The sequence below is a fragment of the Phytoamicus setariae genome (genome assembly GCF_016722925.1).
GTDB lineage: Bacteria > Pseudomonadota > Alphaproteobacteria > Rhizobiales > Rhizobiaceae > Rhizobium_E > Rhizobium_E setariae.
Genome location: NZ_JAEQNC010000004.1, coordinates 360,990 through 387,212, shown reverse-complemented (window position 1 = coordinate 387,212; position 26,223 = coordinate 360,990). Strand labels below are relative to the sequence as shown.

General features: G+C 58.9%; 32 protein-coding genes and 2 tRNA genes. 22 read left to right on the top strand and 12 right to left on the bottom strand.

The window, feature by feature from the left end; genetic code table 11:
• Positions 1-134: 134 nt before the first annotated feature.
• From rplU to JJB09_RS09480, 8 genes are all read left to right on the top strand, one after another.
• Positions 135-446 carry a 50S ribosomal protein L21 gene (gene rplU / locus JJB09_RS09515; RefSeq protein WP_201656618.1) on the top strand — a complete coding sequence of 104 codons (312 nt, stop codon included), beginning with the start codon at positions 135-137 and terminating at the stop codon, positions 444-446.
• A 30-nt stretch (positions 447-476) separates the two neighbouring features.
• Positions 477-749, top strand: coding sequence for a 50S ribosomal protein L27 (rpmA, locus tag JJB09_RS09510; RefSeq protein WP_201656615.1), 273 nt, complete (start codon positions 477-479; stop codon positions 747-749).
• A gap of 131 nt (positions 750-880) precedes the next feature.
• Positions 881-1,516, top strand: coding sequence for a GNAT family N-acetyltransferase (locus JJB09_RS09505; protein WP_201656612.1), 636 nt, complete (start codon positions 881-883; stop codon positions 1,514-1,516).
• Positions 1,513-2,193 carry a GNAT family N-acetyltransferase gene (locus JJB09_RS09500; RefSeq protein WP_201656609.1) on the top strand — a complete coding sequence of 227 codons (681 nt, stop codon included), beginning with the start codon at positions 1,513-1,515 and terminating at the stop codon, positions 2,191-2,193. The genes JJB09_RS09505 and JJB09_RS09500 overlap by 4 nt, the downstream gene beginning before the upstream one ends.
• Positions 2,194-2,403: 210 nt before the next feature.
• Positions 2,404-3,504 (top strand): GTPase ObgE, encoded by a 1,101-nt coding sequence (gene obgE / locus JJB09_RS09495; RefSeq protein ID WP_201656606.1) that lies wholly within the window; start codon positions 2,404-2,406, stop codon positions 3,502-3,504.
• On the top strand, positions 3,494-4,654 hold the full coding sequence (gene proB / locus JJB09_RS09490; RefSeq protein WP_201656603.1) for a glutamate 5-kinase: 1,161 nt from the start codon (positions 3,494-3,496) through the stop codon (positions 4,652-4,654). The genes obgE and proB overlap by 11 nt, the downstream gene beginning before the upstream one ends.
• Positions 4,647-5,924, top strand: a complete 1,278-nt coding sequence (locus JJB09_RS09485) for a glutamate-5-semialdehyde dehydrogenase (protein ID WP_201656600.1) — start codon at positions 4,647-4,649, stop codon at positions 5,922-5,924. The genes proB and JJB09_RS09485 overlap by 8 nt, the downstream gene beginning before the upstream one ends.
• Before the next feature lie 41 nt (positions 5,925-5,965).
• Entirely contained in the window at positions 5,966-6,562 is a 597-nt protein-coding gene (locus JJB09_RS09480) for a nicotinate-nucleotide adenylyltransferase (RefSeq protein ID WP_201656854.1), read from the top strand.
• Here the strand turns inward: JJB09_RS09480 and JJB09_RS09475 are convergent.
• From JJB09_RS09475 to JJB09_RS09460, 4 genes are read right to left on the bottom strand one after another with little or no spacing between them, the layout of a single operon-like run.
• Complete coding sequence (locus JJB09_RS09475) at positions 6,559-6,747, bottom strand: Trm112 family protein (RefSeq protein WP_201656597.1); 189 nt, start codon at positions 6,745-6,747, stop codon at positions 6,559-6,561. The two genes, JJB09_RS09480 and JJB09_RS09475, sit on opposite strands and share 4 nt — an antisense overlap.
• Positions 6,748-6,754: 7 nt before the next feature.
• On the bottom strand, positions 6,755-7,432 hold the full coding sequence (locus JJB09_RS09470) for an LON peptidase substrate-binding domain-containing protein (protein ID WP_201656594.1): 678 nt from the start codon (positions 7,430-7,432) through the stop codon (positions 6,755-6,757).
• Between the two features lie 44 nt (positions 7,433-7,476).
• Positions 7,477-8,439 (bottom strand): thioredoxin, encoded by a 963-nt coding sequence (gene trxA, locus JJB09_RS09465; RefSeq protein WP_201656590.1) that lies wholly within the window; start codon positions 8,437-8,439, stop codon positions 7,477-7,479.
• Between the two features lie 39 nt (positions 8,440-8,478).
• On the bottom strand, positions 8,479-8,988 hold the full coding sequence (locus JJB09_RS09460) for a prolyl-tRNA synthetase associated domain-containing protein (protein WP_201656587.1): 510 nt from the start codon (positions 8,986-8,988) through the stop codon (positions 8,479-8,481).
• Between the two features lie 251 nt (positions 8,989-9,239).
• On the opposite strand from JJB09_RS09460, the gene JJB09_RS09455 reads away from it, so the two are divergent.
• Positions 9,240-9,314: transfer RNA gene (locus JJB09_RS09455), tRNA-Gly, on the top strand.
• 211 nt (positions 9,315-9,525) lie between these two features.
• The gene (locus JJB09_RS09450) at positions 9,526-9,762 is read left to right on the top strand and encodes a hypothetical protein (protein ID WP_201656852.1); all 237 of its coding nucleotides are present in this window, start codon (positions 9,526-9,528) and stop codon (positions 9,760-9,762) included.
• A 240-nt stretch (positions 9,763-10,002) separates the two neighbouring features.
• Here the strand turns inward: JJB09_RS09450 and JJB09_RS09445 are convergent, their stop codons facing one another.
• Both JJB09_RS09445 and JJB09_RS09440 read right to left on the bottom strand, forming a co-directional pair.
• The gene (locus JJB09_RS09445; RefSeq protein WP_201656584.1) at positions 10,003-11,319 is read right to left on the bottom strand and encodes an aspartate aminotransferase family protein; all 1,317 of its coding nucleotides are present in this window, start codon (positions 11,317-11,319) and stop codon (positions 10,003-10,005) included.
• A 4-nt stretch (positions 11,320-11,323) separates the two neighbouring features.
• Complete coding sequence (locus tag JJB09_RS09440; protein WP_201656581.1) at positions 11,324-12,310, bottom strand: phosphotransferase; 987 nt, start codon at positions 12,308-12,310, stop codon at positions 11,324-11,326.
• Positions 12,311-12,631: 321 nt separating this feature from the next.
• Between JJB09_RS09440 and JJB09_RS27035 the strand changes: the two genes are divergently transcribed.
• On the top strand, positions 12,632-13,321 hold the full coding sequence (locus tag JJB09_RS27035) for an FCD domain-containing protein (protein ID WP_201656578.1): 690 nt from the start codon (positions 12,632-12,634) through the stop codon (positions 13,319-13,321).
• 127 nt (positions 13,322-13,448) lie between these two features.
• Positions 13,449-13,523, top strand: a tRNA-Gly gene (locus JJB09_RS09430).
• Between the two features lie 316 nt (positions 13,524-13,839).
• Here JJB09_RS09430 and hmpA read toward each other — a convergent pair.
• Positions 13,840-15,075: an NO-inducible flavohemoprotein gene (gene hmpA, locus JJB09_RS09425; protein WP_201656575.1), complete on the bottom strand. Its 1,236-nt coding sequence runs from the start codon at positions 15,073-15,075 to the stop codon at positions 13,840-13,842.
• Positions 15,076-15,164: 89 nt separating this feature from the next.
• Between hmpA and JJB09_RS09420 the strand changes: the two genes are divergently transcribed.
• Positions 15,165-15,632, top strand: a complete 468-nt coding sequence (locus tag JJB09_RS09420; RefSeq protein ID WP_201656572.1) for an Rrf2 family transcriptional regulator — start codon at positions 15,165-15,167, stop codon at positions 15,630-15,632.
• A 139-nt stretch (positions 15,633-15,771) separates the two neighbouring features.
• Here JJB09_RS09420 and JJB09_RS09415 read toward each other — a convergent pair whose 3' ends face one another.
• The gene (locus JJB09_RS09415; RefSeq protein ID WP_201656569.1) at positions 15,772-16,512 is read right to left on the bottom strand and encodes a tryptophan 2,3-dioxygenase family protein; all 741 of its coding nucleotides are present in this window, start codon (positions 16,510-16,512) and stop codon (positions 15,772-15,774) included.
• Positions 16,513-16,657: 145 nt separating this feature from the next.
• On the opposite strand from JJB09_RS09415, the gene JJB09_RS09410 reads away from it, so the two are divergent.
• From JJB09_RS09410 to JJB09_RS09400, 3 genes are all read left to right on the top strand, one after another.
• The gene (locus JJB09_RS09410) at positions 16,658-17,140 is read left to right on the top strand and encodes an Lrp/AsnC family transcriptional regulator (protein WP_201656566.1); all 483 of its coding nucleotides are present in this window, start codon (positions 16,658-16,660) and stop codon (positions 17,138-17,140) included.
• A gap of 188 nt (positions 17,141-17,328) precedes the next feature.
• On the top strand, positions 17,329-18,756 hold the full coding sequence (locus JJB09_RS09405) for a hypothetical protein (protein WP_201656563.1): 1,428 nt from the start codon (positions 17,329-17,331) through the stop codon (positions 18,754-18,756).
• A gap of 183 nt (positions 18,757-18,939) precedes the next feature.
• Complete coding sequence (locus JJB09_RS09400) at positions 18,940-19,389, top strand: RrF2 family transcriptional regulator (protein ID WP_201656560.1); 450 nt, start codon at positions 18,940-18,942, stop codon at positions 19,387-19,389.
• 6 nt (positions 19,390-19,395) lie between these two features.
• Here the strand turns inward: JJB09_RS09400 and JJB09_RS09395 are convergent, their stop codons facing one another.
• The 3 genes from JJB09_RS09395 to JJB09_RS09385 all read right to left on the bottom strand — a co-directional run bounded on the left by JJB09_RS09395 (position 19,396) and on the right by JJB09_RS09385 (position 20,956).
• A complete protein-coding gene (locus JJB09_RS09395) occupies positions 19,396-19,821 on the bottom strand; it encodes an EVE domain-containing protein (protein WP_201656557.1) in 426 nt (141 codons plus the stop codon).
• Entirely contained in the window at positions 19,818-20,186 is a 369-nt protein-coding gene (locus JJB09_RS09390; RefSeq protein ID WP_201656554.1) for a VOC family protein, read from the bottom strand. Before JJB09_RS09390 ends, JJB09_RS09395 begins: the two co-directional genes overlap by 4 nt.
• Before the next feature lie 65 nt (positions 20,187-20,251).
• Positions 20,252-20,956, bottom strand: coding sequence for an HTH domain-containing protein (locus tag JJB09_RS09385; RefSeq protein ID WP_201656849.1), 705 nt, complete (start codon positions 20,954-20,956; stop codon positions 20,252-20,254).
• Between the two features lie 147 nt (positions 20,957-21,103).
• Between JJB09_RS09385 and JJB09_RS09380 the strand changes: the two genes are divergently transcribed.
• The 6 genes from JJB09_RS09380 (at position 21,104) to msrQ (ending at position 25,289) form a co-directional block, all read left to right on the top strand.
• On the top strand, positions 21,104-21,742 hold the full coding sequence (locus JJB09_RS09380) for a 2-dehydro-3-deoxy-phosphogluconate aldolase (RefSeq protein WP_201656551.1): 639 nt from the start codon (positions 21,104-21,106) through the stop codon (positions 21,740-21,742).
• Between the two features lie 97 nt (positions 21,743-21,839).
• On the top strand, positions 21,840-22,553 hold the full coding sequence (locus JJB09_RS09375) for a tellurite resistance TerB family protein (RefSeq protein WP_201656548.1): 714 nt from the start codon (positions 21,840-21,842) through the stop codon (positions 22,551-22,553).
• Between the two features lie 88 nt (positions 22,554-22,641).
• The gene (locus JJB09_RS09370) at positions 22,642-23,334 is read left to right on the top strand and encodes a GNAT family N-acetyltransferase (RefSeq protein WP_201656545.1); all 693 of its coding nucleotides are present in this window, start codon (positions 22,642-22,644) and stop codon (positions 23,332-23,334) included.
• Positions 23,331-23,534, top strand: a complete 204-nt coding sequence (locus tag JJB09_RS09365) for a hypothetical protein (protein ID WP_201656542.1) — start codon at positions 23,331-23,333, stop codon at positions 23,532-23,534. Before JJB09_RS09370 ends, JJB09_RS09365 begins: the two co-directional genes overlap by 4 nt.
• Positions 23,535-23,682: 148 nt before the next feature.
• A complete protein-coding gene (msrP, locus tag JJB09_RS09360) occupies positions 23,683-24,630 on the top strand; it encodes a protein-methionine-sulfoxide reductase catalytic subunit MsrP (protein ID WP_201656539.1) in 948 nt (315 codons plus the stop codon).
• A gap of 68 nt (positions 24,631-24,698) precedes the next feature.
• On the top strand, positions 24,699-25,289 hold the full coding sequence (msrQ, locus tag JJB09_RS09355) for a protein-methionine-sulfoxide reductase heme-binding subunit MsrQ (protein ID WP_201656846.1): 591 nt from the start codon (positions 24,699-24,701) through the stop codon (positions 25,287-25,289).
• On the opposite strand, the gene JJB09_RS09350 is transcribed toward msrQ, so the two are convergent.
• On the bottom strand, positions 25,241-26,020 hold the full coding sequence (locus JJB09_RS09350) for a gamma-glutamyl-gamma-aminobutyrate hydrolase family protein (RefSeq protein ID WP_201656536.1): 780 nt from the start codon (positions 26,018-26,020) through the stop codon (positions 25,241-25,243). The two genes, msrQ and JJB09_RS09350, sit on opposite strands and share 49 nt — an antisense overlap.
• Positions 26,021-26,223 lie beyond the last annotated feature (203 nt).

The window sequence follows — 26,223 nt, the reverse complement described above, 5'->3', positions numbered from 1 at the left end:
GGCCGAAATAAGTGTTTGCCGAAAGGCAGGCATCCACCGGCGGAAATCCGCCAAAACATACGACTGACAAAAAGACCGTCCGGATGGCTTCAGGGTTGTTCGAGGCGCGTTTACAGAACATGAAAGGATATAAAATGTTCGCAGTCATCAAGACCGGCGGTAAGCAGTACCAGGTTGCTGCAGACGACGTCATCTCGATCGAAAAGCTCGAGGGCGAAGCCGGTACAAAGATCGAATTCAAGGAAGTCCTCGTTGTTGGCGAGGGTGCCAGTGCCAAGATCGGCGCGCCTTTTGTTGAAGGTGCCGTCGTGACTGCGGAAGTCGTCGAGCAGGGCCGCAAGCGGAAGACCATCTCTTTCGTCAAGCGCCGCCGTCAGAATTCCAAGCGCAAGAAGGGCCATCGCCAGCATTTCACCAAGGTTCGCATCATCGCGATTGCAGCCTGAACGAGTTAAAGAGGACTAAGGAGAACACCCATGGCACACAAAAAAGCTGGCGGCTCTTCGCGTAACGGTCGCGATTCCAATTCCAAGCGTCTCGGCGTCAAGAAGTTCGGCGGCGAAGCTGTGATTTCTGGCAACATCATTCTGCGCCAGCGCGGCACGCAGTGGCATCCGGGCACCAATGTTGGCCTCGGCAAGGACCACACGATTTTTGCGACCACCGAAGGCACAGTTGCGTACCGTACGAAGGCCAATGGCCGCGTGTACGTGTCCGTAATGCCGAAAACGGCGGCCGCAGCAGAGTAAGCCGGAGCTCTTTAAACAGCCGGCGCCTCATCGGCCCGGCTGGCACTTCAGGTCTTCAGACCTCCAGGGTTCAAAAGGGAAGATGGGGTAATGCCCATCTTCCCTTTTCGTTTTCAACCCAGGAGGTAGTCATGGAATGCCAACTACTCATGGAGGGCCAAAGTCTCGGCGGCCTTCCCAGCGAGAAGCGGCTGTTGCCGCAGGATTTATCAACGCCATTGCTGGTTTCGGAGCGGCTCGTCCTGCGCGCGCCCGCTGCGACCGACACCAACGCAATTGCCCATCTCGCCAACAACATCAATGTCGCGTCCAAAGTGTCGCGCATGCCGCACCCCTATACGGAAAAGGACGCCGAAGCATTCGTCGCCCGCGTTGCCTCGGGCGCGATGGGCAAATGCGTTTATGCAATCACTCGCAACGAAACCCGTGACTTCATCGGCTGCTGCGGCCTGCAGGCGCAGGAAGAGGGCAATGGGCTGGAGATCGGCTATTGGCTGGGCGAGCCATATTGGAACAAGGGTTTTGCGACGGAAGCCGCGCAGACCCTGATCGATTTCGGCTTCCGGCATTTCGACATCGATTTCATCGACGGACGCGTCCGGGTGATGAACATCGGTTCGCGGCGGGTGCTGCAGAAATGTGGCTTCCAGTTCCAGGGAACCGGCATGTCGCCAAGCCTGGCACTTGGTGGCACGGTGGCCGTCGAGTGGTTCCGCCTCGATCGCAAGACCTGGGGTTCGCTTCGGGCTTGGGGAGGTGCAAGATGAATGCGCTGAACCACAAGTTCGACCTGCCGCAGCAAGTCCGGATGCCGGCTTTCGACGCCGACCCCACAACCGCCCGGTTGACGGCGGCCAACCAGCCGTTGATCCGCACCGGCCGGCTGACGCTCAGGCGGCCGGCAGCAGGTGATGCCGAAGCGATCGCGGCGGCGCTGGGCAACCACCGGGTTGCCCGGATGCTGCTGCCGGTTCCGCAGCCTTATTATCGCGAGGATGCGGAAGAGTGGCTTGCTGCGCTCAACGCCGATGGCCAGCCGGGCTGGGTGTTTGCCATCACGCTCGGTGGTCTGCGCCGGATCCTGCTGTCCGGCCAGCCGCCGAAGGCTGCCGATGACGACCGACTGGTCGGCGTCGTCGGTATCGATTGGCAACGGCGACATGGCCAGGAAGGCTGGCAGATCGGCTACTGGCTGGACGAGCCACATTGGGGGCAGGGCATCATGACCGAAGCCGTCAATGCCGTCATCGCCCGGTTCTTCCATGGGCTGATGGGCGAGGTGCTGTTTTCGAGCGTCATTGCGGAAAATGCGGCATCGCTGCGCATCCAGAAGAAGCTCGGCTTCGACATCACCGGCGTCGAGGACGTCTATTGCGTTCCTCGCGCCGAGCAGGTCCGGCTGATCACAACCGAACTGACCTTCGGCAGCTATATGCCGATGTAGGTACAGACGAGGGCGGAGCGATCCGCCCTCGGACGATCTCGATCAACGCTGCAGCGATCCTGCCGGGGTCGTATAGACCGTCCAGATCGATGCCATATTGAAGTTAAAGCTCATAATTTTCATGATATTCTTTGACCTTTCGGGGTTAGCCGCTATATCCAACAGCCTAAAGGCCGGATGGCAAGCCGGCATACAATTTACGGCGGGCAGATGAAGTTTCTCGATCAGTGTAAAGTTTATATCAGGTCCGGTGATGGCGGCGGCGGTTCCGTGTCGTTCCGGCGCGAGAAGTTCATCGAGTTCGGCGGTCCCGACGGCGGCGACGGTGGGCGTGGTGGCGATGTCTGGATCGAGGCGGTCAATGGTCTCAACACCTTGATCGATTATCGCTATCAGCAGCATTTCCGCGCCCAGACCGGAGTTCACGGCATGGGCCGCAACCGGCATGGCGCCAAGGGCGACAGTGTCACGCTGAAGGTGCCTGCGGGTACCCAGGTGTTCGAGGAAGACGGCGAGACGCTGATCTGTGACCTGACCGAGGTCGGCCAGAAGTATCGCATCGCCAAGGGCGGTAATGGCGGCTTCGGCAATTCCTATTTCAAGAGCTCGACCAACCAGGCGCCCGACTGGGCCAATCCCGGCCAGGAAGGCGAGGAAAAGACCATCTGGCTCCGGCTCAAGCTGATCGCCGATGCCGGTCTCGTCGGCTTGCCGAATGCCGGCAAGTCCACATTCCTTGCAACCTGCACGCGGGCGCGCCCGAAGATTGCCAACTATCCGTTCACGACGCTGCATCCCAATCTTGGCGTGGCGACCGTCAACGGCAAGGAATACATTCTTGCCGACATTCCCGGCCTGATCGAGGGTGCCCATGAAGGCATCGGCCTTGGCGATCGCTTCCTCGGCCATGTAGAGCGTACGCGCGTGCTGTTGCATCTGATCTCGGCGCAGGAAGAGAATGCCGGCAAGGCCTACAAGACCGTTCGCGCCGAGCTGGACGCTTATGGGGCGGGTCTTGAGGACAAGCATGAAATCGTGGTGCTGTCGCAGGTCGATACCATCGATGCCGACGAGTTGAAGAAGAAGAAGGCTTCGCTGAAGCGGGCCTGCGGGCAGACGCCCTTCGTGCTTTCGGCGGTCACCGGCTCCGGCATGCAGGACGTGCTGCGCGAACTCGCCGGCGTGATCGAGACAAGCAAGGCCGAGGACCCGACCCTGCCGAAGGCAGATAGCGCGATCAGCTTCAATCGCAAGCTCAAGATGCAGCCGATGGACGATGAGGATTGGGAAGACGACGACAATGTCGAGTAACAGCCCGTCGCTTGCCGGCTGCCGCCGGATCGTCATCAAGATCGGTTCGGCGCTGCTGGTCGATCGCAAGTCGGGGCTGAAGAAATCCTGGCTCGATGCCATGTGCCAGGATATTGCGGACCTTGCCACCAGGGGTGTCGAGGTGCTGGTGGTGTCCTCGGGCGCCATCGCCATGGGTCGCACGGTGCTCGATCTGCCATCGGGCGCATTGAAACTCGAGGAGAGCCAGGCCGCCGCCGCCGTCGGCCAGATTGCGCTGGCTCGCGCCTGGTCGGAAAGCCTGTCCCGGCATGATATCGTCGCCGGCCAGATCCTGCTGACACTCGGCGACACCGAGGAGAGGCGTCGCTATCTCAACGCGCGTGCGACGATTTCCCAGCTGATGAAGCTGAAGGCGGTTCCGGTCATCAATGAAAACGATACGGTTGCGACGACCGAAATCCGCTATGGCGACAACGACCGCCTAGCCGCTCGCGTCGCCACCATGGTAGGCGCCGACCTGCTTGTGCTTCTGTCCGACATAGACGGGCTTTACACAGCCCCACCGCATCTCGATCCGGACGCGCAGTTTCTTGACTTCATCCCCACCATTACGCCCGACATCGAGGCGATGGCGGGCGGTGCAGCGTCCGAACTGTCGCGCGGCGGCATGCGCACCAAAATCGATGCCGGCAAGATCGCAACATCAGCGGGCTGCGCGATGATCATCGCCTCGGGGAAGGTCGACCATCCCCTGAAGTCGATTGCCGACGGCGTTCGGCATAGCTGGTTTGCAGCGTCCAGCGAGCCTGTGACGGCACGCAAGACATGGATCGCCGGTCAGTTGCTTCCGGCCGGCCGGTTGACCGTGGATGAGGGTGCCGAGCGCGCCCTGCATAGCGGCAAGAGCCTGCTGCCGGCGGGCATGCGTTCTGTCACGGGTGAATTTTCCCGAGGCGACACGATTGCTATCATGAGCCTTTCGGGAGCCGAAATCGCTCGCGGCCTTGCTGGCTACGATGCCCAGGAAGCCCGGCAGATTGCCGGCAAGAAATCGATCGAGATTGCCTCTATCCTCGGTTACGCCGGCCGCGCCGCGATGGTGCACCGGGACGATCTGGTGATGACATCAGGCAAGAGTGTCAAGAGCAAGGAACAGGCGGATGCTTGACGTGGTGAAGGATGACGTTCAGTCGCTGATGCTGGAAATCGGGGCACGTGCCCGCGCCGCCGCTCAGCCTCTCGCCATCGCTACTGCCGAACGCAAGCATGCCGCCCTAATTTCGATGGCGGCCGCCATCGTCGAGCGCAAGGACGAGATTCTCGCCGCCAACGCCATCGACCTCGAAAATGCCCGCGCCACTGACATGACGCCGGCGCTGATTGACCGCTTGACGCTGAACGAGACGCGTATTCGCGGTATGGCGGACGGCATCCGCGCCATTGGCGAACTGCGCGATCCGGTTGGCGATATCATTGCAGAATGGGATCGGCCCAACGGCCTGCACATCGAGCGCGTGCGCACGCCGCTCGGTGTCATCGGCGTGATTTATGAGAGCCGCCCGAACGTGACGGCAGATGCTGGCGCGCTTTGCCTCAAGGCGGGCAATGCTGTCATCCTGCGCGGCGGTTCGGATTCGGTCCATTCCTCGCGCGCGATCCATGCATGCCTTGCCCGGGGACTTAGGGATGCCGGATTGCCCGAGGATGCAATCCAGTACGTGCCGACGACGGATCGGGCCGCGGTCGGCGCGATGTTGACCGGCCTGAACGGCACGATTGACGTCATTGTGCCGCGTGGCGGCAAGAGCCTCGTAGCACGCGTGCAGTCCGAAGCCCGCGTTCCGGTTTTCGCCCACCTCGAAGGCATTTGCCATGTCTATGTCGACGGCTCGGCCGATCTCGACATGGCGAGGAAGATCGTCGTCAATGCCAAGATGCGCCGGACTGGCATCTGTGGCGCAGCCGAGACGCTGCTGGTCGACAGCGCCGTGATCGGCAGCCATCTGGTGCCGCTGCTGGAAGCATTGACCGAGGCCGGCTGCGAGATCCGGGCGTCCTCTACCGTGCTCAAGATCGTTCCCGGCCTGAAGCCGGCAACCGAGGAGGACTGGTCAACGGAATATCTCGACGCGATCATTTCCGTGGCGATCGTAGACGGCGTAGGCGGTGCCATTGCCCACATCAATCGCTATTCGTCGCATCATACCGAAGCGATCATCTCGGAAGATCCCAAGGCTGTAGAGCGGTTCTTCAATGAAATCGATTCTGCAATTCTGGTGCACAATGCTTCCACGCAGTTTGCCGATGGCGGCGAGTTCGGCATGGGCGGCGAGATCGGTATTGCGACGGGCAAAATGCATGCGCGCGGGCCGGTTGGCGTCGAACAACTGACGTCCTTCAAATACCGGGTCCGTGGAAACGGCCAGACAAGGCCGTAACAGACGTGGGATCGGAGGAGGTCGGCCAACAGTATCTCAGGATGCCGCATGTCGAGACAGGCATGCTGGTTGGGCTGTTCGGCGGATCCTTCAATCCACCGCATGAGGGGCATCGGCTGGTCGCCGAAATTGCCATACGCCGGCTGGGGCTCGATCAGCTGTGGTGGATGGTGACGCCGGGCAATCCGTTGAAATCCAAACGCTATCTTGCACCGCTAGCCGAACGCATCGCTCTGTCGGAAAAGATGGCCACCGATCCAAGGATCCGCGTTACGGCTTTCGAAAAAGCCCTCGGCCTCAACTACACCGCAGAGGTGCTCGATCGCATCAAGGCCCGCAACAGCGGCGTGCGCTTCATCTGGATCATGGGAGCGGATAATCTGCGCGATTTCCATCGCTGGCAGAACTGGAAGAAAATCGCCCTTACGTTCCCGATTGCAGTGATCGACAGGCCGGGCGATACGCTGTCGTTTCTGTCGTCGACGATGGCCAAGACCTTCGATCATGCCCGGGTGGATGAGGACGATGCCAATACCCTTGGCCGCACGCCAGCTCCGGCATGGACCTTCATCCACGGGCCGCGCTCGACGCTCAGTTCCACTGCGATTCGCAAAGAAAACGGGCTGATAAAGGACTAATCCTCGATTCGACGCGCTTCCGATTCCAGCATGATGGGAACGCCATCCCGGATCGGATAGGCGAGTCTGGCCTTTTCCGAGATCAACTCGTTCTTTTCCCTGTCATAGCTCAGCCGTCCCTTGGTTACCGGGCAGACCAGCAACTCGAGCATCTTGGGATCGGGTCTGGATATATTCTGATCCATCGGCCGCCTATTGCAGTGTTTTGGCCGCATCGCCGAACGCGCGGGCCAGCACCATTTCCGTCATCGCGACCAGCGTTTCAGCGCGTGTCTTGAGGTCCGGGGTTTCGAGAAGCGCCTGCTTTTCGCGCGGGCCGAACGGCGCCATCATTGAAAGCGAATTGACCAGCGTGCGGTTGGAGGTTTTCGTGACGGCGTCCCAATCGACCTCCAGCTTGTTGGAGTCGAGATAGTTGCGGAACGCGCCGAGCAGGGCGTCCCGATTGACTGCCGGATCGTCTTCCGGTTCGTGCAGGTCGGCGACGAACGGTGTCACCTTTGCCCGACGATAGGGGCAATGCGCCGAACTTAGCTCATCCATCATGCGGAAGCGGCAGACACCGCTGAGGTCGATGACATAGCGGCCGTCGCCGGTCTCCCCGAATGTAGTGATGCGTCCGATGGTGCCGACCTTGCAGAGTTCGGGTGTGCCTGCGGGGCTCTCGTCCGTCTCGCTGAAAACCGGCTGGATGACGCCGATCAGCCGGTTTCCCTTCAGCGCATCGTCGATCAGCGAGAGATAGCGCGGCTCATAGATGTTGAGGGGGAGATGGCCGCCGGAAAGCAACAGCACCCCCGAAAGCGGAAACAGGGCGATCGTATCAGGCAGATCCGATTCGCTCAGATATCGGGCATTCCCCACTTGCATCGCATTTGTCTCCGTTCACCGAACTGCCGCCCGCTTTACCGGACTTATGAAAACAGTATGGAGGATAACTTCCTGCGGGCCGCGACGGTTGCAGGATCCTTCGGGCCCCAGACCTCGAAAAATTGCACCAGCTGGCGGCGTGCGCCATCATCGTCAAAGGCGCGATCCCGCTTCATCACGTAGAAAAGCTGCTCGGCGGCGGCATCCTTGTCACCCTCGACGTTAAGGATCTTGGCGAGCTTGATGCGCGCCTCGTGGTGGTCGGGATTAAGCGCCAACTCGTGTTCCAGGGCGCGCGGATCGCCGAGTTTCCGGGCCTCCTCGATCTGGGCGATCCTGGTGAGCAGGGCGGCGAGTGCGGCATCCGCTTTCTGTTCGTCGCTCAGCCCTGCGAGCAGGTCGCGGGCCCGTTCCCACTGGCCGGCGGTAACCATACAGTTCGCCATGCCAGTCAGGGCCTTGAGATTCTCAGGATCGGCCTGGAGTACGGCGCCATAGAGATCGGCCGCGCCGGCGACATCGCCGGATGCAAGCAGCCCTTCGGCTTCGGTCAGCACGGCTTCGATTTCTGCCGCTTCATCGCCCGGTCCCGCACCAGGACCGGCGATCTTGTCGATAAAGGCCTTGACCTGCGTCTCGGGCAGCGCGCCCATGAAGCCATCCACCGGCCGGCCGCCGACAAAGGCGATGACGGCAGGAATAGACTGGATGCCAAGCTGGCCGGCGATCGACGGGTGCTCGTCAATGTTCATCTTGACGAGCTTTACCTTGCCGGCGCCCTCGTTGACGACGCGCTCGATCACTGGCGTGAGTTGCTTGCACGGGCCGCACCATGGCGCCCAGAAATCCACCAGCACCGGCTGCTTTACCGATTCTTCCAGCACATCACGCTGGAAACCCGCCGTCGTGGTGTCCTTGATCAGGTCGCCAGCGGCGCCATTCTTGCCTGTTGACGCCGACATCTGGTTGCCAAAGCTTGCGTCGAATGAGTTGTCAAAGCCGGTCATCTAAAATCGCTCCCAAATACGTGCGCCCTATGTCGGATGTCAGACGGTCACTTTCAAGACGTTTGCCGTGTGGCCGGTGGCCTCGATGAAGCGGATCAGGTCGTCGCGCCCGATCGACGTCGTCGCATCGTTGGACAGGGGATGGCAGTTGATGATGTCATTTTTCATCAAATCGGCGTCGAGCACAATGGTGACATTGTTGCCGGCGTCATTGAAAACGCCAAAAGCTGTCACCGCGCCCGGTACGACACCCAGATATTCCTCGAGCTTTTCAGCCTTGCCGAAGGAGAACTTCGAAGCGCCGCCGACGAGCGTGTGGACGGTCTTCAGGTCCACCGCCGCATTTTCCTCGACTGTCAACAGGAAGTACTGGTCCTTCTTGTCCTTGAGGAAGAGATTCTTCGTATGGCCGCCTGGAATCTCGTCGCGCAACGCTACCGATTCTGCCACGGTGAACACCGGTTCATGCTCCTTGGTGGTGTGGGAAATGCCCAGACCATCGAGAAATTCAAACAGTTCCTTTGCGCCCTTGGCCGATTTTTCGCTCATCGCATTCCTGTTCCCTGTCTTCGGACGACCAGACTGATACGACGCTTTCCGTCGTCGGGCAATGGCTTCTGTGGATAGGTGTGTATCGTAAATATGCATATAAATCATATGGATACGGCTGCAACAACAAAATAGCTGCAGAAAATGTCATTTCCCTGTTGCATTTCGAAAGGGGTTAAGCCATATAGCCCCCGTCGCCGCCGGACAGGCAGCGAACTTCGGTCCAGCCTACCCCGGATCGTCGCAGTTGAGCGGGTGTAGCTCAGGGGTAGAGCACAACCTTGCCAAGGTTGGGGTCGAGGGTTCAAATCCCTTCGCCCGCTCCAAATTTCCAAGATGTTCGAAGCCTCGGCCAAGCCGAGGCTTTTGTCGTTTCATCTCTGGGGGTTGTCGCACTGGCGTCGGGAACTGTTGGACAGTTTCTCCACCGCTGGCCGAAACTGCTGACATGGCACCCATTGACGTAGGCATTTTTCATCGCAATAGGGTCAAGGCGAAGAATTTGGTGAGTGCCAGCCAAGCAGCAACAGGAGTGTAATAGTGAGTGAACCTACCGTAGTGGATGCAACAAACCGCATTTATGAATCGCTCCAGGCGGACAATGTCGACATCGATGTGCATATTGCGACTCTCAAGGCAGCGTTGACTCGGGCGGGTTTGAAAGAAGCCGTATTCGACCCGAGCAGGCTCGTGCAGAATAACCGTTCTGGCAGGAAGCTAATGCAGGCCTACTTTCGGCAGCGCGGCGTGACGGTGAAATTCTCGGATTCGTGAAGCCTTCCTATGACGCTAAACCGGCCGACCTGATCACCCACAATGAGGCTTGCACAAAGCATGGCCTTCGGACGCGCACTGATGTGCCGCGTCCGTTCCGGCCCAAAACGGGCGCGCCCACCGCAGGTTCGTCTGCAGCAAACGCCTGCGCCACAAGTCGCTTTTTGATGAGTGAATTCGCTCGTGCCCAGCTTGGATGCTGACCTAAGCAAGTTGTCCGCGACAGCCATCCAAGCCGGTTCAAAGATTTGCGAGTGTATCTCTCGACGCCTCCAGAAGTTGATCTGCGTTGGCGCGCGAGAACACCAGGGGAGGTCGCACTTTCAGCACGTTGCCGAATGGACCTGACGCGCTTATCAGGACGCCTCGCTCGCGTAGGCCATTGACCAAGCCGGATGTCTTCGATGCGTCGGGTGTCTTGCGCTGGCGATCGGAAACAAGTTCGATGCCGATGAAGAGACCGCTGCCGCGCACGTCGCCGATGCATTCGAAATCCCGAGCAAGATCCTTGAAACCGTCCATGATATAACGGCCGACCTCTGCCGCGTTTTCCTGAAGCCTTTCGTCCTTGATGATTTCAAGTACAGTCATGCCTGCCGCAGCGGCGACGGGATTTCCGCCGAATGTGTTAAAGTAACGGGCCTTTGCTCCGAACTCGGCCACGATTTCCGGCCGGAGAACGACGCCTGCCATCGGATATCCGTTTGCCATCGGTTTGCCGAGGGTTACGATGTCAGGCGCGACGCCATGCCTCTGGAAACCCCACATGGTCTCGCCGGTGCGGCCGAATCCGGGCTGGACTTCGTCTGCGACAAACAGGCCCCCAGCCTCCCTGATGGCATCGACCGCAGGTTTGAGAAAGCCCTTCGGGTCCGGGACAACGCCATCGCTGGAAAAGATAGTATCCACGATCAGCATTGCGGGTTTGATGCCGTGACGCTCGAGGTCATCGATAGCGGCCTGCACGTCCTGGCCAAAGCGGGTCTTCGCTTCTTCGGGCGAGACGCGATAGGCGTCTGGCGCGCGAACCGTCCGGACGTGCGGGCCAAGGTTCACGAACTCGCCTAAGGACGGAGAGAATTCCGCAACGGCGCCGGTCAGGCCGTGGTAGGCGAGGCTTGTGACGATGATGCCGGTCCCGCCCGTGAACTGGCGCGCGATGCGGACTGCGAGATCGTTTGCCTCGCTTCCGGTGCAGGTGAACATCACCTGGCTCAGATGCGAAGGGAATGTCGCCACCAGTTGTTCCGCATATTCCAGAATGCCTTCGTGCATGTAGCGGGTGTGCGTGTTGAGCGTTGCCGTCTGGCGTGCGATGGCGTCGACGACCCTCGGATGGCAGTGTCCCATGGACGCAACGTTGTTGTAGGCATCGAGGTACTTGCGACCGGCGGCGTCGTAAAGCCAGATGCCTTCGCCGCGCACAATGTGAACCGGTCGCTCGTAAAAGAGACGATATGCAGGGCCAAGGACGCGCTCGCGCCGTTCGATGAGCCTTTGCTCTTCCGCAGAGAGCTTCTCGAAATTCTCAGCGTTGAAAGCATTCACCATCGCCATTGTATTATTCCTTGCAGCTTTGAATCAGAACGCGTGCCAAGTCCTGTTCAGTCATTGTGTTCAGCCTCTGGAGGCCCTGCCACGAAGCAGAATGGTTACGAAGTATGTAAGCGCTCTCGTCCGGTCTCTCGAATGAGCGCCATTCGGTAATCGTCACGGTCATGGCGAGCCGGGCCTTGATAAGCGTTGGCAAGACGAGAAACTCCTCGTGGTCCATCGGTGTAACAAGGTGATAGGCCTTGACCAATGCGACAAGCGTATCGAGCCAGTCAGCGGACGCGACATGATAGGCTGCGGCCACCGCGACGTCGTTGACGAGGGGCGCTTGGACCATGTCGCCGAAATCGATGATGCCGGCAATCCGCTGCGGATGGAGCGGGTCCACGAGAATGTTATGCGGATTGAAATCATTATGAATGATCTGGCGGCGGAATGACGGCGCGATCGGCAGAAAACGAGTGTCGAAACTTGCGAGCGCATCTTCCGTCAGGGCTCTCCGCGCCGGATCCACATAGGCCAGAAGGCGCCGTAAATCCGGGGTATGCGATATGTCCCACAAGAGTTTTGCTTCTGGGGGGCGGCCGCGATAATTTGACAGGCCTCTTCCGAGCCAGGCCAGCGATTTGCCGATGGAGGCACATTGCTGGAACGATGGTTCAGTCTGGTGCAAGAGCTTTCCGTCCAGGAATGACAGCATGCGCACAATACGGATGCTGCCGTCGGACTGGAGCAGTTGGAAGGATTTTTCGCCTTCACGGGTCCGGATCAGGCGCGGGACGGGCACCTCTGGCATCGCCTTTTCCAAGTGCAGCAGCGCACCGTCCTGAAACGCGAGGGCCTCAGGGTTTTCCATGGGATTGGCGATTTTCAACGTGCAGGTAAGCCCGGAATCGCAGTTCACTCTGAACGTCTCGTCCCGTTCGCTCGACAAACGTTGCGCCCTGCCTGTTACGCCGTAAATTCGGTGAACGAGCGACTCGACCTCCGGCAACGGAAATGGCTCCCATCGGGCGTTCAGCACATCCTGTCTCGCCGAATTCGAACTATGCTCCTGCATCAACTTCAATTCCTGTAAACAATATACGCGGCATAATGCGTTTGATGCATCATGCGTCAATGGCTTTTTTGATGTTTGATGCATCAAAAAGATGAATTAACGCAATTTTTTGAACGCATGTCGGGGGAATTCTTGCGGGGATCGGGTTATTTCTCGAGGTACTGCCCACGACAAGCAGCCGAACGAAACCGGATACGGTTGGCGAGAATTGGTGATTCGCGTTAAGCCTAGCCGCTTCATGAGCAGAGGGCCGCTGTGAAAGAGACATTCGAACAGATCGACAAGGGCAGTCTTTACGATGCGATCTATTCGCAAATCGGCCTGGCGCTTGTCGAAGGAAGACTTCAGCCGAACGACAAAATACGCATACGCGCGGTAGCCGCGCAGTTGGGGGTCAGCGTCACACCGGTGCGCGACGCGGTACTTCGCCTGGTTCGCGACGGTGCGCTGGAAATGCGCGGTTACAAGGACGTCCGTGTACCGAACATGACGCTGGAGCAATTCGAGGAAATTCGAATGATTCGCCTTAGACTCGAGGGACTGGCAGCGTCGTTGGCAGCCACGACATTCCAGGAGCCGGCTGAAAAAATCCTTGTTGAGATTCTGGAGAAAAACGAGACTGCTCGAGAGCAAGGTGCGCTTGCCGAGGCGGTTCGGTTGAATCGCCTTTTCCACTCCAAGGTGGCTGAGTTTTCGGGCTTGCCGATGCTGTCAGATATGATCGAAAACCTGTGGCTTAGAATGGGTCCGATCATTTCTGCAATATACGACAAAGGCGGCAGGGCGATGATCGCGTACCACTACGAAATTCTGGCTGCTCTGCAGGAGCGCAACCCAGTGGCTGCGGAAGCGGCAATACAAGCGGATATTAATGCAACGGCCGAAATTCTCCGCGCATCCGGACTGCTGACATCCACGAGCCTGGAGACGCAGAGAGAAATTTGATCAAAACTTTTCAAAAAAAGTCGCCTAGGACCCTGTTGCAATTTCAAACGGCTTGGGTCATATAGCGCTCAACGCCGCCGGACGGCAGCGTGCTTCGGTCCAGCCTACCCCGGATCGTCGTAATTGAGCGGGTGTAGCTCAGGGGTAGAGCACAACCTTGCCAAGGTTGGGGTCGAGGGTTCAAATCCCTTCGCCCGCTCCAAAAAAATCTCCAAGATTCAAAACTGAATGCCGCCTTGGTCTAAAAGCTGCCGCGCGCAAATCCGCAGCGTGTTGCGGAACGATGCGGCGAATGGGAGGATTGATCAATCCCCTGATCTGCCTTTGCAACCCGCGCCAGCAGTTCAAATCGGTGCTGATCGCCGTGCCGTGCCCAGCCTAATGCGACATTTCCGCTTTGTGCCAGAACAGGCATTTCAGCCTGGCTGCCACAGGAAGCCTCTCGGGCGCGGAGCGATCATCACTCTGCGCCCGACTGGATTGGCTTCGGTGAAGCGATGCGGGATCCTTAGTCGATCTCAGGCGGCGTTCGACAATGGCTGCGCCTCAAGATCCTGGACCGGGCCAAAAAACTCGAAATGGACCTGGTCGGTGGGGATGTTCCAATTCTTCAGCACGCCATAGACGATCTGCATGAACGGCTTGGGGCCACAAAAGTAGAAATCGGCGCCACGATTGCTGATCTGGGCGTCGAGAAATTCCTCGCTCAACAGCCCAAAGCTCTTCGTGTCGTCGGTTCCATGGTCGCGGTCGCTATAACGGGAATGGACCCTCACATTGGGATGCGTTGCTTCGATGGAATGCAACTTCTGCCTAAATGCCTGCATCTCTTCATCGACACAGGCATGGATGAAGAGAATTTCGCGTTGCGGATCGAGCTCAAGAGCGTTCTTCAGAATGCTGATGAGCGGAGTGATGCCGACGCCGCCGGCCATGAGGACCAGAGGTTTGTCCGCCTTGCTCGCATCGAGGCAGAACTCGCCGCAGGGTGGCGCAATCTCGACTTCGTCGCCGATATGGAAATGGTCGTGAAGGTGGTTGGAGACATAACCATCCGGTGCACTCTGTACCGTCGCCTTTTCCCTTTTTACGGAAATGCGATACCAGTCCATGCCCGGTTTGTCCGAGAGGCTGTAGTTGCGCATAGTCGTCATGCCGTTCGGAAGCGTCACGCGAACGGTCACATACTGCCCCGGCTTGAACGTCTTCAACTGTAAGCCATCAGCGGGTTGGAGGTAGAGGGAAACGATGTTCAGGCTTTCGGTTTCCTTGCGGATCAACCGGAATTTTCTAAAGCCTTCCCAGCCGCCGGCGGCCTCGGAATTGTCAGCATAGATTTCTGCTTCGCGCTTCGTAAGGATGTCCGCCAGGAAGCCATAGGCTTGCGCCCAGGCGTTGATGATGTCGTCGGTCGCAGCCGTTCCCAGCACTTCCCGGATGGATGCGAGCAGATTTGCGCCGACAATCGGATAGTGCTCCGGCTTGATCATCAGTGAGGCATGTTTCTGGGCGATCAGTTCCACTGCGCCCATCAGTACACCGAGATTGTCGATGTTTGCGGCATAGGCGGCAATGGCGCCCGCGAGCGCTCGCTGCTGGCTTCCCTTGTGCTGGTTGGTGGGATTGAAGAACGGCAGCACTTCGGGATTGTGCGTAAACATCCGCGTATAGAAGTGACGTGTCAGTAGTTCGCCATGCTCGGCAAGCACCGGGGCAGTGGATTTTACGATGGCGATCGTCTCGGGGGTAAGCATTGCAACTCCTAAATATGTATCTTACATACATATTTAAAAATACGCACCATCCTCTAATTTGCAAGAGGTTGAGAAAAAAGATTCGAGAAATGCAGCTAACGACTTTCACAGACTACGGTTTGCGTATGTTGATGTATCTGGCGGCCCAGCCCGAGCAGCAGTGCTCAGTGCGCGAGGTCGCGGACCATTACGGAATTTCCCGCAATCACCTGGTGAAAGTGGCGCACCGGCTCTCACAACTCGGTTTCATCGACAGCACCAAAGGACGAGGTGGGGGCATTCGGCTTTCGGGCGAACCTGCGTCCATGCGGCTGGGGGATATCGTGCTCAAGTTGGAACCGAACATGCATATCGTTGAATGCTTTGATAAATCGACCAATTGCTGCGCGATTACCGCAATCTGCAAGGCGAAGGATTTCTTTCGGCAAGCCAATCAGGCTTTCATCGATGTTCTCAACAAATACACCTTGAGCGACACGATCGTCAGCGGGAAATCGTTCCTGGAGATATTTGCGCTTCCGCAACCCACCAATCCGGATCGCCACAAGCAGAGTTAGGCGTTCAGGTGCTTCCGAAATTTGCCAAGCAAAACGCCAAGGACGTAGCGTTCCGCAAGGCCAGGGCCTCAGACAAGGCATTGCAAGCCGCTCGACAAAGCGGGCGGCTCGCGTTTGCTAGAAAATAGGATGCAAGAGGTTATTCGGGCTGACTGATCGAATCGCGCACAACGCCGTACTGGCTGCCCCATTCGTCGGTCATCGTGCAGCGGATATCCCAGAGCTCGGGGAAGAAGCGGTGGCGGGCGCCAGCCTGAAGCAGATCCACCGGGCGGCCCTTCAGAGACTTGGAACCCATGCCGATGGAGCGATGGATGAGATAGACGTGGTTGGCGCGGAACTTCTGGAACAGTTCATCGAACTCGATGAGCGCTTCGGCAACCACATAGCTGTCGCCATGGTCGTATTTTGCGTCATAGACTTCGGCAACCGTCAGGCCACGGCCATCGAGATAGGCGGCCTTGTAGCCTTCCCAGAGATCGAACGGCATGCGCAGCAGCAGCCGGAAGCCGGGTGACTCCTGACCGCTGCCATTGCCGAGCTGCAGCCGGATCTGCTGGTATTCCTTGGGAGACATGGTTTCGAGTACATCCAGTTGGGCGGTCATCAGCCGCATGAGGCGATGCACGCGGCCCATCAGGGTGACGATCCGGTGGGTATCCTGCTTGCCCATGTATTCGAGCACGTCAGCCAGCGTGTAAGCCATCAGCTTCATCCAGAGTTCTTCCACCTGGTGGACAATCTGGAACTGCAATTCGTCGGCGTTGGCCATCTCGGCCAACGGCTTCTGACATTCCAGCAGCTTGTCGACCTGCAGGTAGACGCCGTAGTCGCGCATTTCAGGATTCTCGATCAGTGCGTGGTATTCGTTCCGGTCCATTGTCGTTGTTCCCCTGAATGGCTGAAGGATGTCGATCTTGCCATTCTAGTCCTTTCTCGCTGAACATTGTTCCTTTTCGTTATCCGATCTCTGGGATATGTAGAATGATCGACTTAATTTTTGCAGATGGGTGGAACGATCGAGCATGGATGCACTGGACCGGAAAATCGTTGCCGCCTTGGAGGCCGATGCCCGCATTTCCTTCATGGCGCTTGCCGAACAGGTTGGATTGAGCAAAACGCCATGCTGGAAGCGGGTAAAGGCACTCGAGGACGCAGGCATCATTCGCGGCTACACCACGCGCCTCGACCCTGCCAAGCTTGGCTTCGGGATCGAGGCGTTCGTGCAGGCATCGGTCGAGTTTGAGCTTTCGGAGGCGTTCGAGCTGGCTGTCCTCAAGGAGCCGTTCATCCTCAGTTGCCATGCCACCACCGGCGAGGCGGATTATCTGCTGCATATCGTGGCGGCTGACATGATCGCGCTCGACCATGTGTTGCGCAAGGAAATCAGCCGGCTTCCCGGGGTCCGGCGAACCGTGACATCCATGGCGACACGCGAGATCAAGGGTGCGGTTTCTTATTCCGATGCGATGCGTCGCGCGCATGGTGCAGGCAGACTCGCCGGCTGAAGATGCGAATTTGGCGTTGTCGGCCGAATGTTGCCGGCACCTCAAACGTCAAGAACCCAGAACAAGTTGCAGTCATAACAAGTCCGGGGATCTATTCGTCGGGCAGCCATCGACAGCTGACCGGGACATTCCGGCGTCGTCCTTGCCGCCCAAGCGATTCCCCGACGTCGATTCTGGAAGGGTTCCTGGTGTTGAAACGCATTGCGCTGGCTTGTGCCGGCTTCGGCATGGTCATGCTCGTCATTCATCTCTGGAGTGGCGACAGCGCCGCCTCTGCGGAAACAGGCGGTCTCTTTCCCGCACCGGATCACGAATCGTCCTCCATCTCGCTGGCAAAGGATCGGGACGGCACGTCGCACATGGCCTTCACCGGGTATGACGGCAAGACCAAGGATCAGGTTTTCTATGGGGTCTGCAAGGCGGCAGATTGCGGCACCAGTGGAGACAATTGGCAAAAAGCGCTCATCGAGCTGCCGGGTGCGATGAAAGTGCAGCTGGCCGTAACGCCGGAAGGCAAGCCACGCATCTATGTTGTGAGCCGGACGGCGCCGGGGCGGGCATTTTACAATCGCACGTATTCTTACGGCGAATGCGATGAGGACTGCGCGGATGCCGGAAACTGGAAATTCACCGAGATCGCGGCGAGCGGCGACAATCTGCTGAGCGAGGTATTGACGCTCAGGATCCCGGACAGAACCTTCGTTCTGGATGCAAAGGGCCGACCGCGCTTTGTCTACACTGATGCGAATTACTCGATCGAGCCGGATCACTACGGTGCATTTGTGATGTCGTGCGATACCGACTGTCTCGACAAAGCCAACTGGGCGGAAGTCGACCTCGCGGTGCATCGTAGCGAGGGCTATGCGACGGAATCGTTCGGAAAGCCCGTGCTGGCGGTGGCTGAAAATGGAGCAATGGGTCTGGTCGCCAACGTCTACGCCTTCGAGGAAGACGGTACGGAGCTCAAGGACGGGCTGTATTTCTACGGCTGCGAAAAAGATTGCACCGACAAGGCCAGCTGGACCCGGACATTCGTGGTCAACCAGGGAAGCGGCTCCTTTCCGAGCCCGACCTGGGACCTGGCCTTTACGTCGGACGGACAGCCACGGCTGGCGTTGTTCTTTGGCGACGGCACGGATTCGCCCGAGCTCAGCCACCAGTTGCTGTATGCCTGGTGCAAGTCCGACTGCGGCAAGGAGGACAGTTGGTCGGCCAACGCGGTCAATCCTGGAAAAGGGGTCGGCGAGGGGACCGATCTGGCGCTCGATGCCGAAGGTCGTCCGCACATTGCGATGATCACCGCCAACAATCAGATCGCGCTGGCGAGCTGCAAGGCCGATTGCGAAACCGACAAACCCGATTGGCGGGCGTCGCTGGCTGAGGAAATGGCCGTGCCGCAGAAGGAACGGCCGCAAGCGCTGCCATTCCATTGCGATGGCGAAGTGTGGGACGGTCTCATGCCATCACTTTCGCTCGGAAAAGACGCTGCAATGATCGGCTACGACATCATCGTCGAGGCCCGCTGCCTGTACAAGGATTTTGATGAACCGCTTCCGTCAGCGACGTTTCACGAAATTTTCCGCGGCAGCCGTGTCGTCAATTTTCCGCTCAATTGACGGAAGTGCCGGTTTTTTGTCTATGTCTGCCCAAAACGCGTGGGGAACGGCGGTTTTTCGTGTCAGCCACGGCAAAAACCTTGCAAAATTCATTATTTATACTAAATATATGGATGAAGAAGAACATTGTGGGCCTGCCGTGCTGAAATCGCGACTGAGCCGCTGGTTCGAAAAGAGGCTGTCATGCTGACCAAAAAGGGAAAATACGGGCTGAAGGCACTTGCCGACCTGGCGAAGCTCCCGCCGGGCGAGACCGCATTCATCACCGACATCGCCGAGCGCAATAATATTCCGAAGAAGTTTCTCGACGCGATCCTGCTCGAATTGCGAAAGGCCGGCATTCTCCGCTCGAAAAAAGGTCCGGGCGGTGGATACTCTCTTTCGAAGACGGCTGACGAAATCCGTATCGGTCAGGTGATCCGGACGTTGGACGGGCCGCTTGCGCCGATCCGCTGCGCCAGCCGAACGGCGTTTGAAGTCTGCGACGACTGTTCCAACCCGGACGAATGTCTGGTGCGCCTGTCGATGACGGAGGTGCGAGATGCCATGGCCGAAATCCTCGACAACATGACGCTCTCTCAATTCATCGACAGCGACCAAAGCGCCGCTGCCGAGAAAGAAACCGCGTCCTGATCCGCGTCACCGTCCTTGCCGGGCCTGCATTGCATGCAGAAGCAGCTTGCAGTCGTGTTCGGAGATCTTGACGATGCCGAACCGAAAGACCGCACCCCAAGCGGCGCGTCCGCGCGTCAGTTCAAGCGCGTCCAGCAGCGGCCGGATCGGCACCGTTTTTGCGTCGAGCCAGTCTACGTCGCGCCGATAGGGCACGAAGCCGTCACCCATGTCGAAGGGGTAGGGCACGCCATCTCTCACCCGACCGGCTGCGGTTATCGCTTGCAGGGCAACGCCGCCGCCCATAGTCGTGGATGGCGAGTAGTAGAATACGTGATCGCCGGGTTTGATGCGGGATAGCGGGCCGCCTTTGCCGTGGCACACCTGCATGAAGCCGCCCTGGCGACCTCGGCCGACATGATCGGCGGAGGCGACCCCGATCCAGGCGCTCATTGTCCAATGTCCAGATGCAAGACCCGCAGCCGGTGGCCATCGGGATCGAATGCTGTAAAGGTGCGTCCGAAATCCATGTCCTCAGGGCGTTGGATGATTTCGATGCCTTGTTGATGCCATTCGGATGCCAGCCGATCGACATCTGCGCGGCTTTCGACGGGGATGCCGAGTTCGCATCCTCCCGGCGCACTTGCTGATGGCTTGATAGCATGGCTGGCCCAAAGCCCGAACTTGACGCCCGAGGGCAGCACGAACAACACGAAGTTCCCGGACTCTTCGACCGGCCGCAAGTCGAGCAGTCGGACGTAGAAGTCGCGGCTGCGGGGCACGTTTTCGACATAGAGCAGTACATAGTTCAACATCATGGATATATTCTTTTCCCGGTTCGGCCGCCAGCGGCCCTCGCGGAAAGGAATATATCCATATGCTGTCAAATTTTGTCAGTATTGGATTCGCTCATGCCCTGCTGCTCCTTCCAGGCCTTGAGGAGCACGGCCTTGCGCTGCGGATAGCGCTTTCCGGTCTGTTCAAGGCTGAGAATCCGGTCGGTCCGAAAATGCCTTATGCCGTTGCGCAACTCACACCAGGCGCCGAGGATGCGCACGCGTTCCATATATCCAAGCATGAACGGCCAGATGCGCCGGGTGGTTTCCTGCGATGCTGCGTCGAGATAGTTGATCTCCAGCATGTGCTCCTGCCTGATCGCCTTTCGGATGACGGCAAGATCGACCGAAACCGGTTCCAGCGCGGGGTTGGGTCCAACGCGCAGCCCTTCGCTTTCGATGCGTGGCCGAAGGTCTTCCGGTAGCACTGCGGCAATCTTCGTCAGCGCATTTGCCGCTGCCCGAGCCAATTCGTCATCCGTGCGACTGGCCACCCAGCGTGCGCCGAGTGCCAGCGCCTCAATCTCATCTTCGGAGAACATCAACGGCGGCAGCATGAAGCCCGGCTTGAGGATATAGCCGAGCCCGGGTTCGCCTTCGATGTCGGCGCCCTGTCCCTGCAGCGTGGCAATGTCGCGATAAAGCGTGCGCAGGCTCACGCCCGTCTCGTCTGCGAGCGTTTGGCCGCTGACCGGACGACGGTGCCGTCGAAGCGTCTGGATAAGTTCCAGCAAACGTTCGGAGCGAGAAATTGCGACTCTCCTTGAATGGCAACTGCGAGGAATCTGCCTGCGATACTGTCATGGCGTGGCAGCGTTGAACAAGCAATTTTATCTCGACATGATGGGCTGCCTCCTTTATCAGTTGCCCCGAATTCAATCGTTTGAAAGGATTGCGCCATGAGTGGCAAAACAGATGCTCTTCTCTCCACTCTTCGGCTCCAGCCTGTCGTGCCGGTCATTGTCATCGATGATGCGAAGTCGGCGGTACCGCTTGCCCGCGCGCTCGTCGCCGGCGGTCTGAAAGCGATCGAAATTACCCTGAGGACACCCGCTGCGCTGGACGCCATCAAGGCCGTCGCCGACGAAGTCGAGGGTGCCGTTGCCGGTGCAGGCACCGTGCTCGACGCCAAGCAGTGGGACCTGGCCGTCAAGGCTGGTTCGAAATTCATCGTGTCGCCGGGCGCAGGCCCTGCCGTGCTCGATGCGGCAGACCAGAGCGATATTCCGCTGCTGCCCGGTACGGCGACCGCGACCGAAATCATGACCGTGCGTGACCGCGGCTATAGCGTGATAAAGTTTTTCCCTGCCGAGCAGGCTGGCGGCGCGCCCTATCTCAATGCGCTGTCCTCGCCGCTCAATGGCATCCTGTTCTGCCCCACCGGCGGCATCTCGCTAAAGAACGCCCGCGATTATCTCAGCCTGCCGAATGTTGTCTGCGTCGGCGGCTCCTGGGTGGCCCCCAAGGCCATGGTCGAAGCAGGGGATTGGGCAGGAATTACAAGGCTTGCCGCAGAGGCCTCCGGGTTGCGCAGCTGAAAAAGCTGCCAGAAATGATTGCGGCCATGCCTTTGCAAAGCCGTGATAGCACTCCTATGTTGAAGCGTATCTGACGCAAACCCGCTAGGAGGAATACATGTTCGACGCAAGGAAGCTCTTGGATCAACTTCTGGGCAGCCAGGTTCCAGGGGCAGGCGGAACGGTGAAGGACCGGGCCGGGCAACTCGGCCAGATGGCGAAGGATAATCCGCTTGTGACAGGCGCAATTGCTGCCGTGCTGCTCGGCACAGGCACTGGTCGGCAGCTGACCGGTTCCGCCCTGAAGCTGGGTGGACTGGCTGCCATCGCCGGCCTCGGCTATCAGGCCTACAAGAACTGGCAGGATGGTCAGCAACCGCAGACGGCGGATGCGGGCGCGGCGGCGTCGAACGGCCCCGAACTGCTGCCTGCACCGACCGGGACGGGGTTCGGCGTGGAAGACGATGCCAACAGTGCCGATTTCGCCGTCGTTCTCGTTCGCGCGATGATCGCCGCCGCCCGCGCCGATGGCCATATAGATGACGCCGAACGCGAAGCCATTCTCGGCAAGGTCAAGCTCGCGGGGCTAGGGGCCGATGCACAGGCCTTCCTCGAAAGCGAACTTGCCAGTCCGGTGGATCTCGATGCGATCGTCGGCGCTGCCCGTACCGACAGCCAGAAGGTCGAACTCTACACGGCTTCCCGTATTGCGATCGAGCCGGATTCGCGTGCCGAACGCGGTTATCTCGATCTGCTCGCCGGCCGCCTCGGCCTCGCGGATGCCCTCGTCGACCATATCGAAGCGACGGTCTCCAGCGCGAAGGTTGCATAAGCCGGTATCCATCAACAAATTTGACTTGTCTATCATGGTCGGAGGCGATGAATATCGCCTCCGATTTCGCATTTGAGAGAGCCCTTTCATGGAAGATCTGAAGAACTGGAAGCCGCGCCCCGCCGTACAGCCTGTTACTCTCAAGGGCCGCTATGTGACGGTGGAGCCCTACAAGCGTGCAGAGCATCTCGGAGGCTTGTGGGATGCGCTGGGGCAGGAGGGCATCAACCAGCTGCTGCAATATTTTGCTGCACCCGATTTCGCCGACGAGGCTGCTTTCGGCGATTGGCTCGATGCGGTCGCCAAGACCGGCTGGATAACCGAGATCTTCAGGGACAACACGTCCGGCAAGATTCTTGGCATGGCCAACTACATGCGCACCGATACGGCCAACGGCGTCACCGAAGTGGGCGGCGTGGCACACGGTCCGGCCATGGCCCGCTCGCCGATATCCACTGAAGTCCACTACCTGATGGCCAAGCATGTGTTCGAGGATCTGGGATACAGGCGCTATGAGTGGAAGTGCCACAACGGCAATGCCAAAAGCAAGGTAACGGCCGAGCGGTTGGGCTTTACCTTCGAAGGCGTTTTCCGTAAACACTCGGTCTCGCGTGGCGGCAATCGCGATACGGCATGGTTTTCGATCATCGATGACGAATGGCCGCTGTTGAATGCCGCTTTCGAAGCCTGGCTCGACCCGGCAAATTTCGATGCCGACGGAATGCAGAAGAAGACGCTTGTCGCTATTCGCTCGGGTATCGCCAAGGAGATAGAACAGTGACTAGCGATCGCAACGAAACGCGCAACACCGCCATAGCAGCGGCGATCATCCTGCTGGCCGCGGGCTCCGCGCTCTATTTCATGCCGAAGATCGTGCTGGCAATCGGCGCCTACTCGCCGGTGCTCGGCTTTGCCGCAGGCGTGGCGATCGTGCTGGCGTTCTTCCTGATCTTCTGGGTTCGCTCGCGCCTGAAGAAATGATGTGCATCGCGATCACGAAACGGTGCCGTGCGCACACTGCAGCGTGATCGCGGCCAGACAACGATTTCACACCGTTGTGACAAGAGTTGCGAAACTCTCTGGCCGGTTTGACGTATACTCCCCGAACCAATCAGGATCGAGGATCGTCATGCCGGCTTACAAAGTTCCCCACATACCCTCTTCCGAGATCACGCCGAAATTGCTTTTCATGAAGCGTCGGCAATTCATGACGGGAGCGATCGCTGCCGGGTTGATCGGTGCGGCGACATCCGCAGAGGCTGCCCTCAAGGCCAGTCAGTCGACCTATATCGTCAATGACAAGATCACGCCCCGGGAAGACGCGACGACTTACAACAACTACTACGAGTTCGGCACCAGCAAGGGCGACCCCGCCGCCTATTCCGGCGACTTCAAGCCGATGCCCTGGAAAATCAAGATCGACGGCCTGGTCAAGACGCCGATGGAATTCGATGTTGCTGACCTCATAGCCAAGATGCCGCTCGAGGAACGTATATACCGTTTCCGTTGCGTCGAGGCCTGGTCGATGGTCGTGCCGTGGACCGGCTTTGCACTCTCGGAACTTATCAAACAAGCCGAGCCGCTCGGTAGTGCCAAGTATGTGGCGTTCCAGACTGCGCTCAGGCCAGAGGAAATGCCGGGCGTCGGCGGTTTTACCCCGGTGCTCGACTGGCCCTATCGCGAAGGGCTGAGGCTGGACGAGGCCATGCACCCCCTGGCGATCATGGCCGTCGGCATCTACGGTGATGTGTTGCCAAATCAGAACGGTGCCCCGATCCGTCTTGTGGTGCCGTGGAAATACGGGTTCAAGAGCATCAAATCGATCGAGAAGATCACGCTCACCGACAAACAGCCGGTCACGGCATGGAATGTCGCGGCGCCCGGCGAATACGGCTTTTACTCCAACGTCAATCCTGAGCGAGATCATCCGCGCTGGAGCCAGGCGCAGGAGCGGGTGCTGGGTACTGGCGGCGGGTTCTTCGGTGGTACCGGCAAGCGCGATACCGAAAAATTCAACGGCTATGGCGAGGAGGTCGCGCACCTTTACGCCGGCATGGATCTGATGGTCGACTACTGATGAACGCGACCCTCGAAGCAGCCGGCGCCAAGCCGCGCAAGGCCGACTATCCCAGGCAGATCAACAAGATGCTTGCGAAGATTTCGCCGTGGTGGATCTATGGGATCGGGTTCATCCCGGCTGCCTGGTACTTCTACCACGGTGCGATCAACGATCTCGGCGCCAACCCGATCCAGACATTCGAACATCTCTTGGGAGAGTGGGCGCTCCGTTTCATGATCGCCACCCTGCTGGTCACGCCTCTCCGCGACCTGACGCGCGTGAATTTCATTCGCTTCCGTCGGGCGCTGGGACTGATGACGTTTTACTACGTGCTGATGCACTTCCTGACCTACTTCATCCTCGATCGGGGGATGAACCTGCCGGTCATCTTCGTGGATATCCTCAAGCGGCCCTATATCATCCTCGGGATGACGGCTTTCGTCGGTCTGATCGCACTGGCGGCGACCTCGAACACCTGGTCGATCCGCACGCTCGGGCGCGGCTGGGGCAGGCTGCACAAGTTGGTCTATCTCATTGCCACGCTGGGCGTGGTCCATTTCTTCATGGCGGTAAAAAGCTGGCCGCCGCGACCGTTCGTCTACGCGACGATCATCGGCGTCCTGCTTGGCTATCGCCTTGTAAAGCTCCTGCTGGACCAGCGACGGGCGGCCGCGTAGGCCTTGACGGCATTGCCAAAGGCCTTGAACAGGCGTGCCGAGGTGGCGTCGCTCTCGACCCAGTATTCTGGGTGCCACTGGACGCCAACGGCGAAGTTCTTGGCATCGATGACCGAGACGGCCTCGATAGTACCGTCATCGGCGACAGCCTCAACCGCAAGCCGCGGCGCGGTCTCGCCGATCGCCTGCCGGTGCAGGGAATTGACCTCGAACTCGCCGGTGCCGAGAACGCCGGCGATGCAGCTGCCTTCCTTGACATGAACCTTCTGGCGGATCGCATACATGCGGTCGCGTTCCGGCACGTCCGGACGACGATGATCCCAGTTGCCCGGCTTATCCTGGATCTCGGATTCGAGCGTCCCGCCCAGTGCCACATTGAGTTCCTGGATGCCACGGCATATCGCCAGCAACGGTATGCCGCGATCGATCGTGCGGCGGATCAATTCGAGTGCTGTGGCATCGCGTGGCCGGTCAAAGGGAGCGTCGCTCTCATTGACCTCGCGACCGTAGAGGGTAGGGTACACATTGGTTCGCGAGCCCGACAGCATCACGCCGTCGACACGGTCGAGGATGGCGTCGAAATCGTTGCCTTCGATCAGTGCGGGGATGATGATGGCGGTGGCGCCTGTACCCTTGACCACTGCGTTGACATACTGGTGCGGGGTTGCATGCCAGTTGTAACCGTCCAGTTCGCGCGTGTCGGCGGGAATGGCGATAATCGGGCTGGGCATCATGGTCTCCGGGATTTTCATATAGCTGCGCTCTGAGTGCCGGGTCGCGTCGCGTCTGTCAATATCTTATCCATCAAGTCTCAGTAAGGACTGTTTTACATGGTGTTAGCCTTGCGCAATTTTGCAGCGTCAAGCTTGTCGGGCGCGCATGAACATGATTATCTCATCGACGCGTCGTAGGGAGCACCGGGTGCGACAACGTA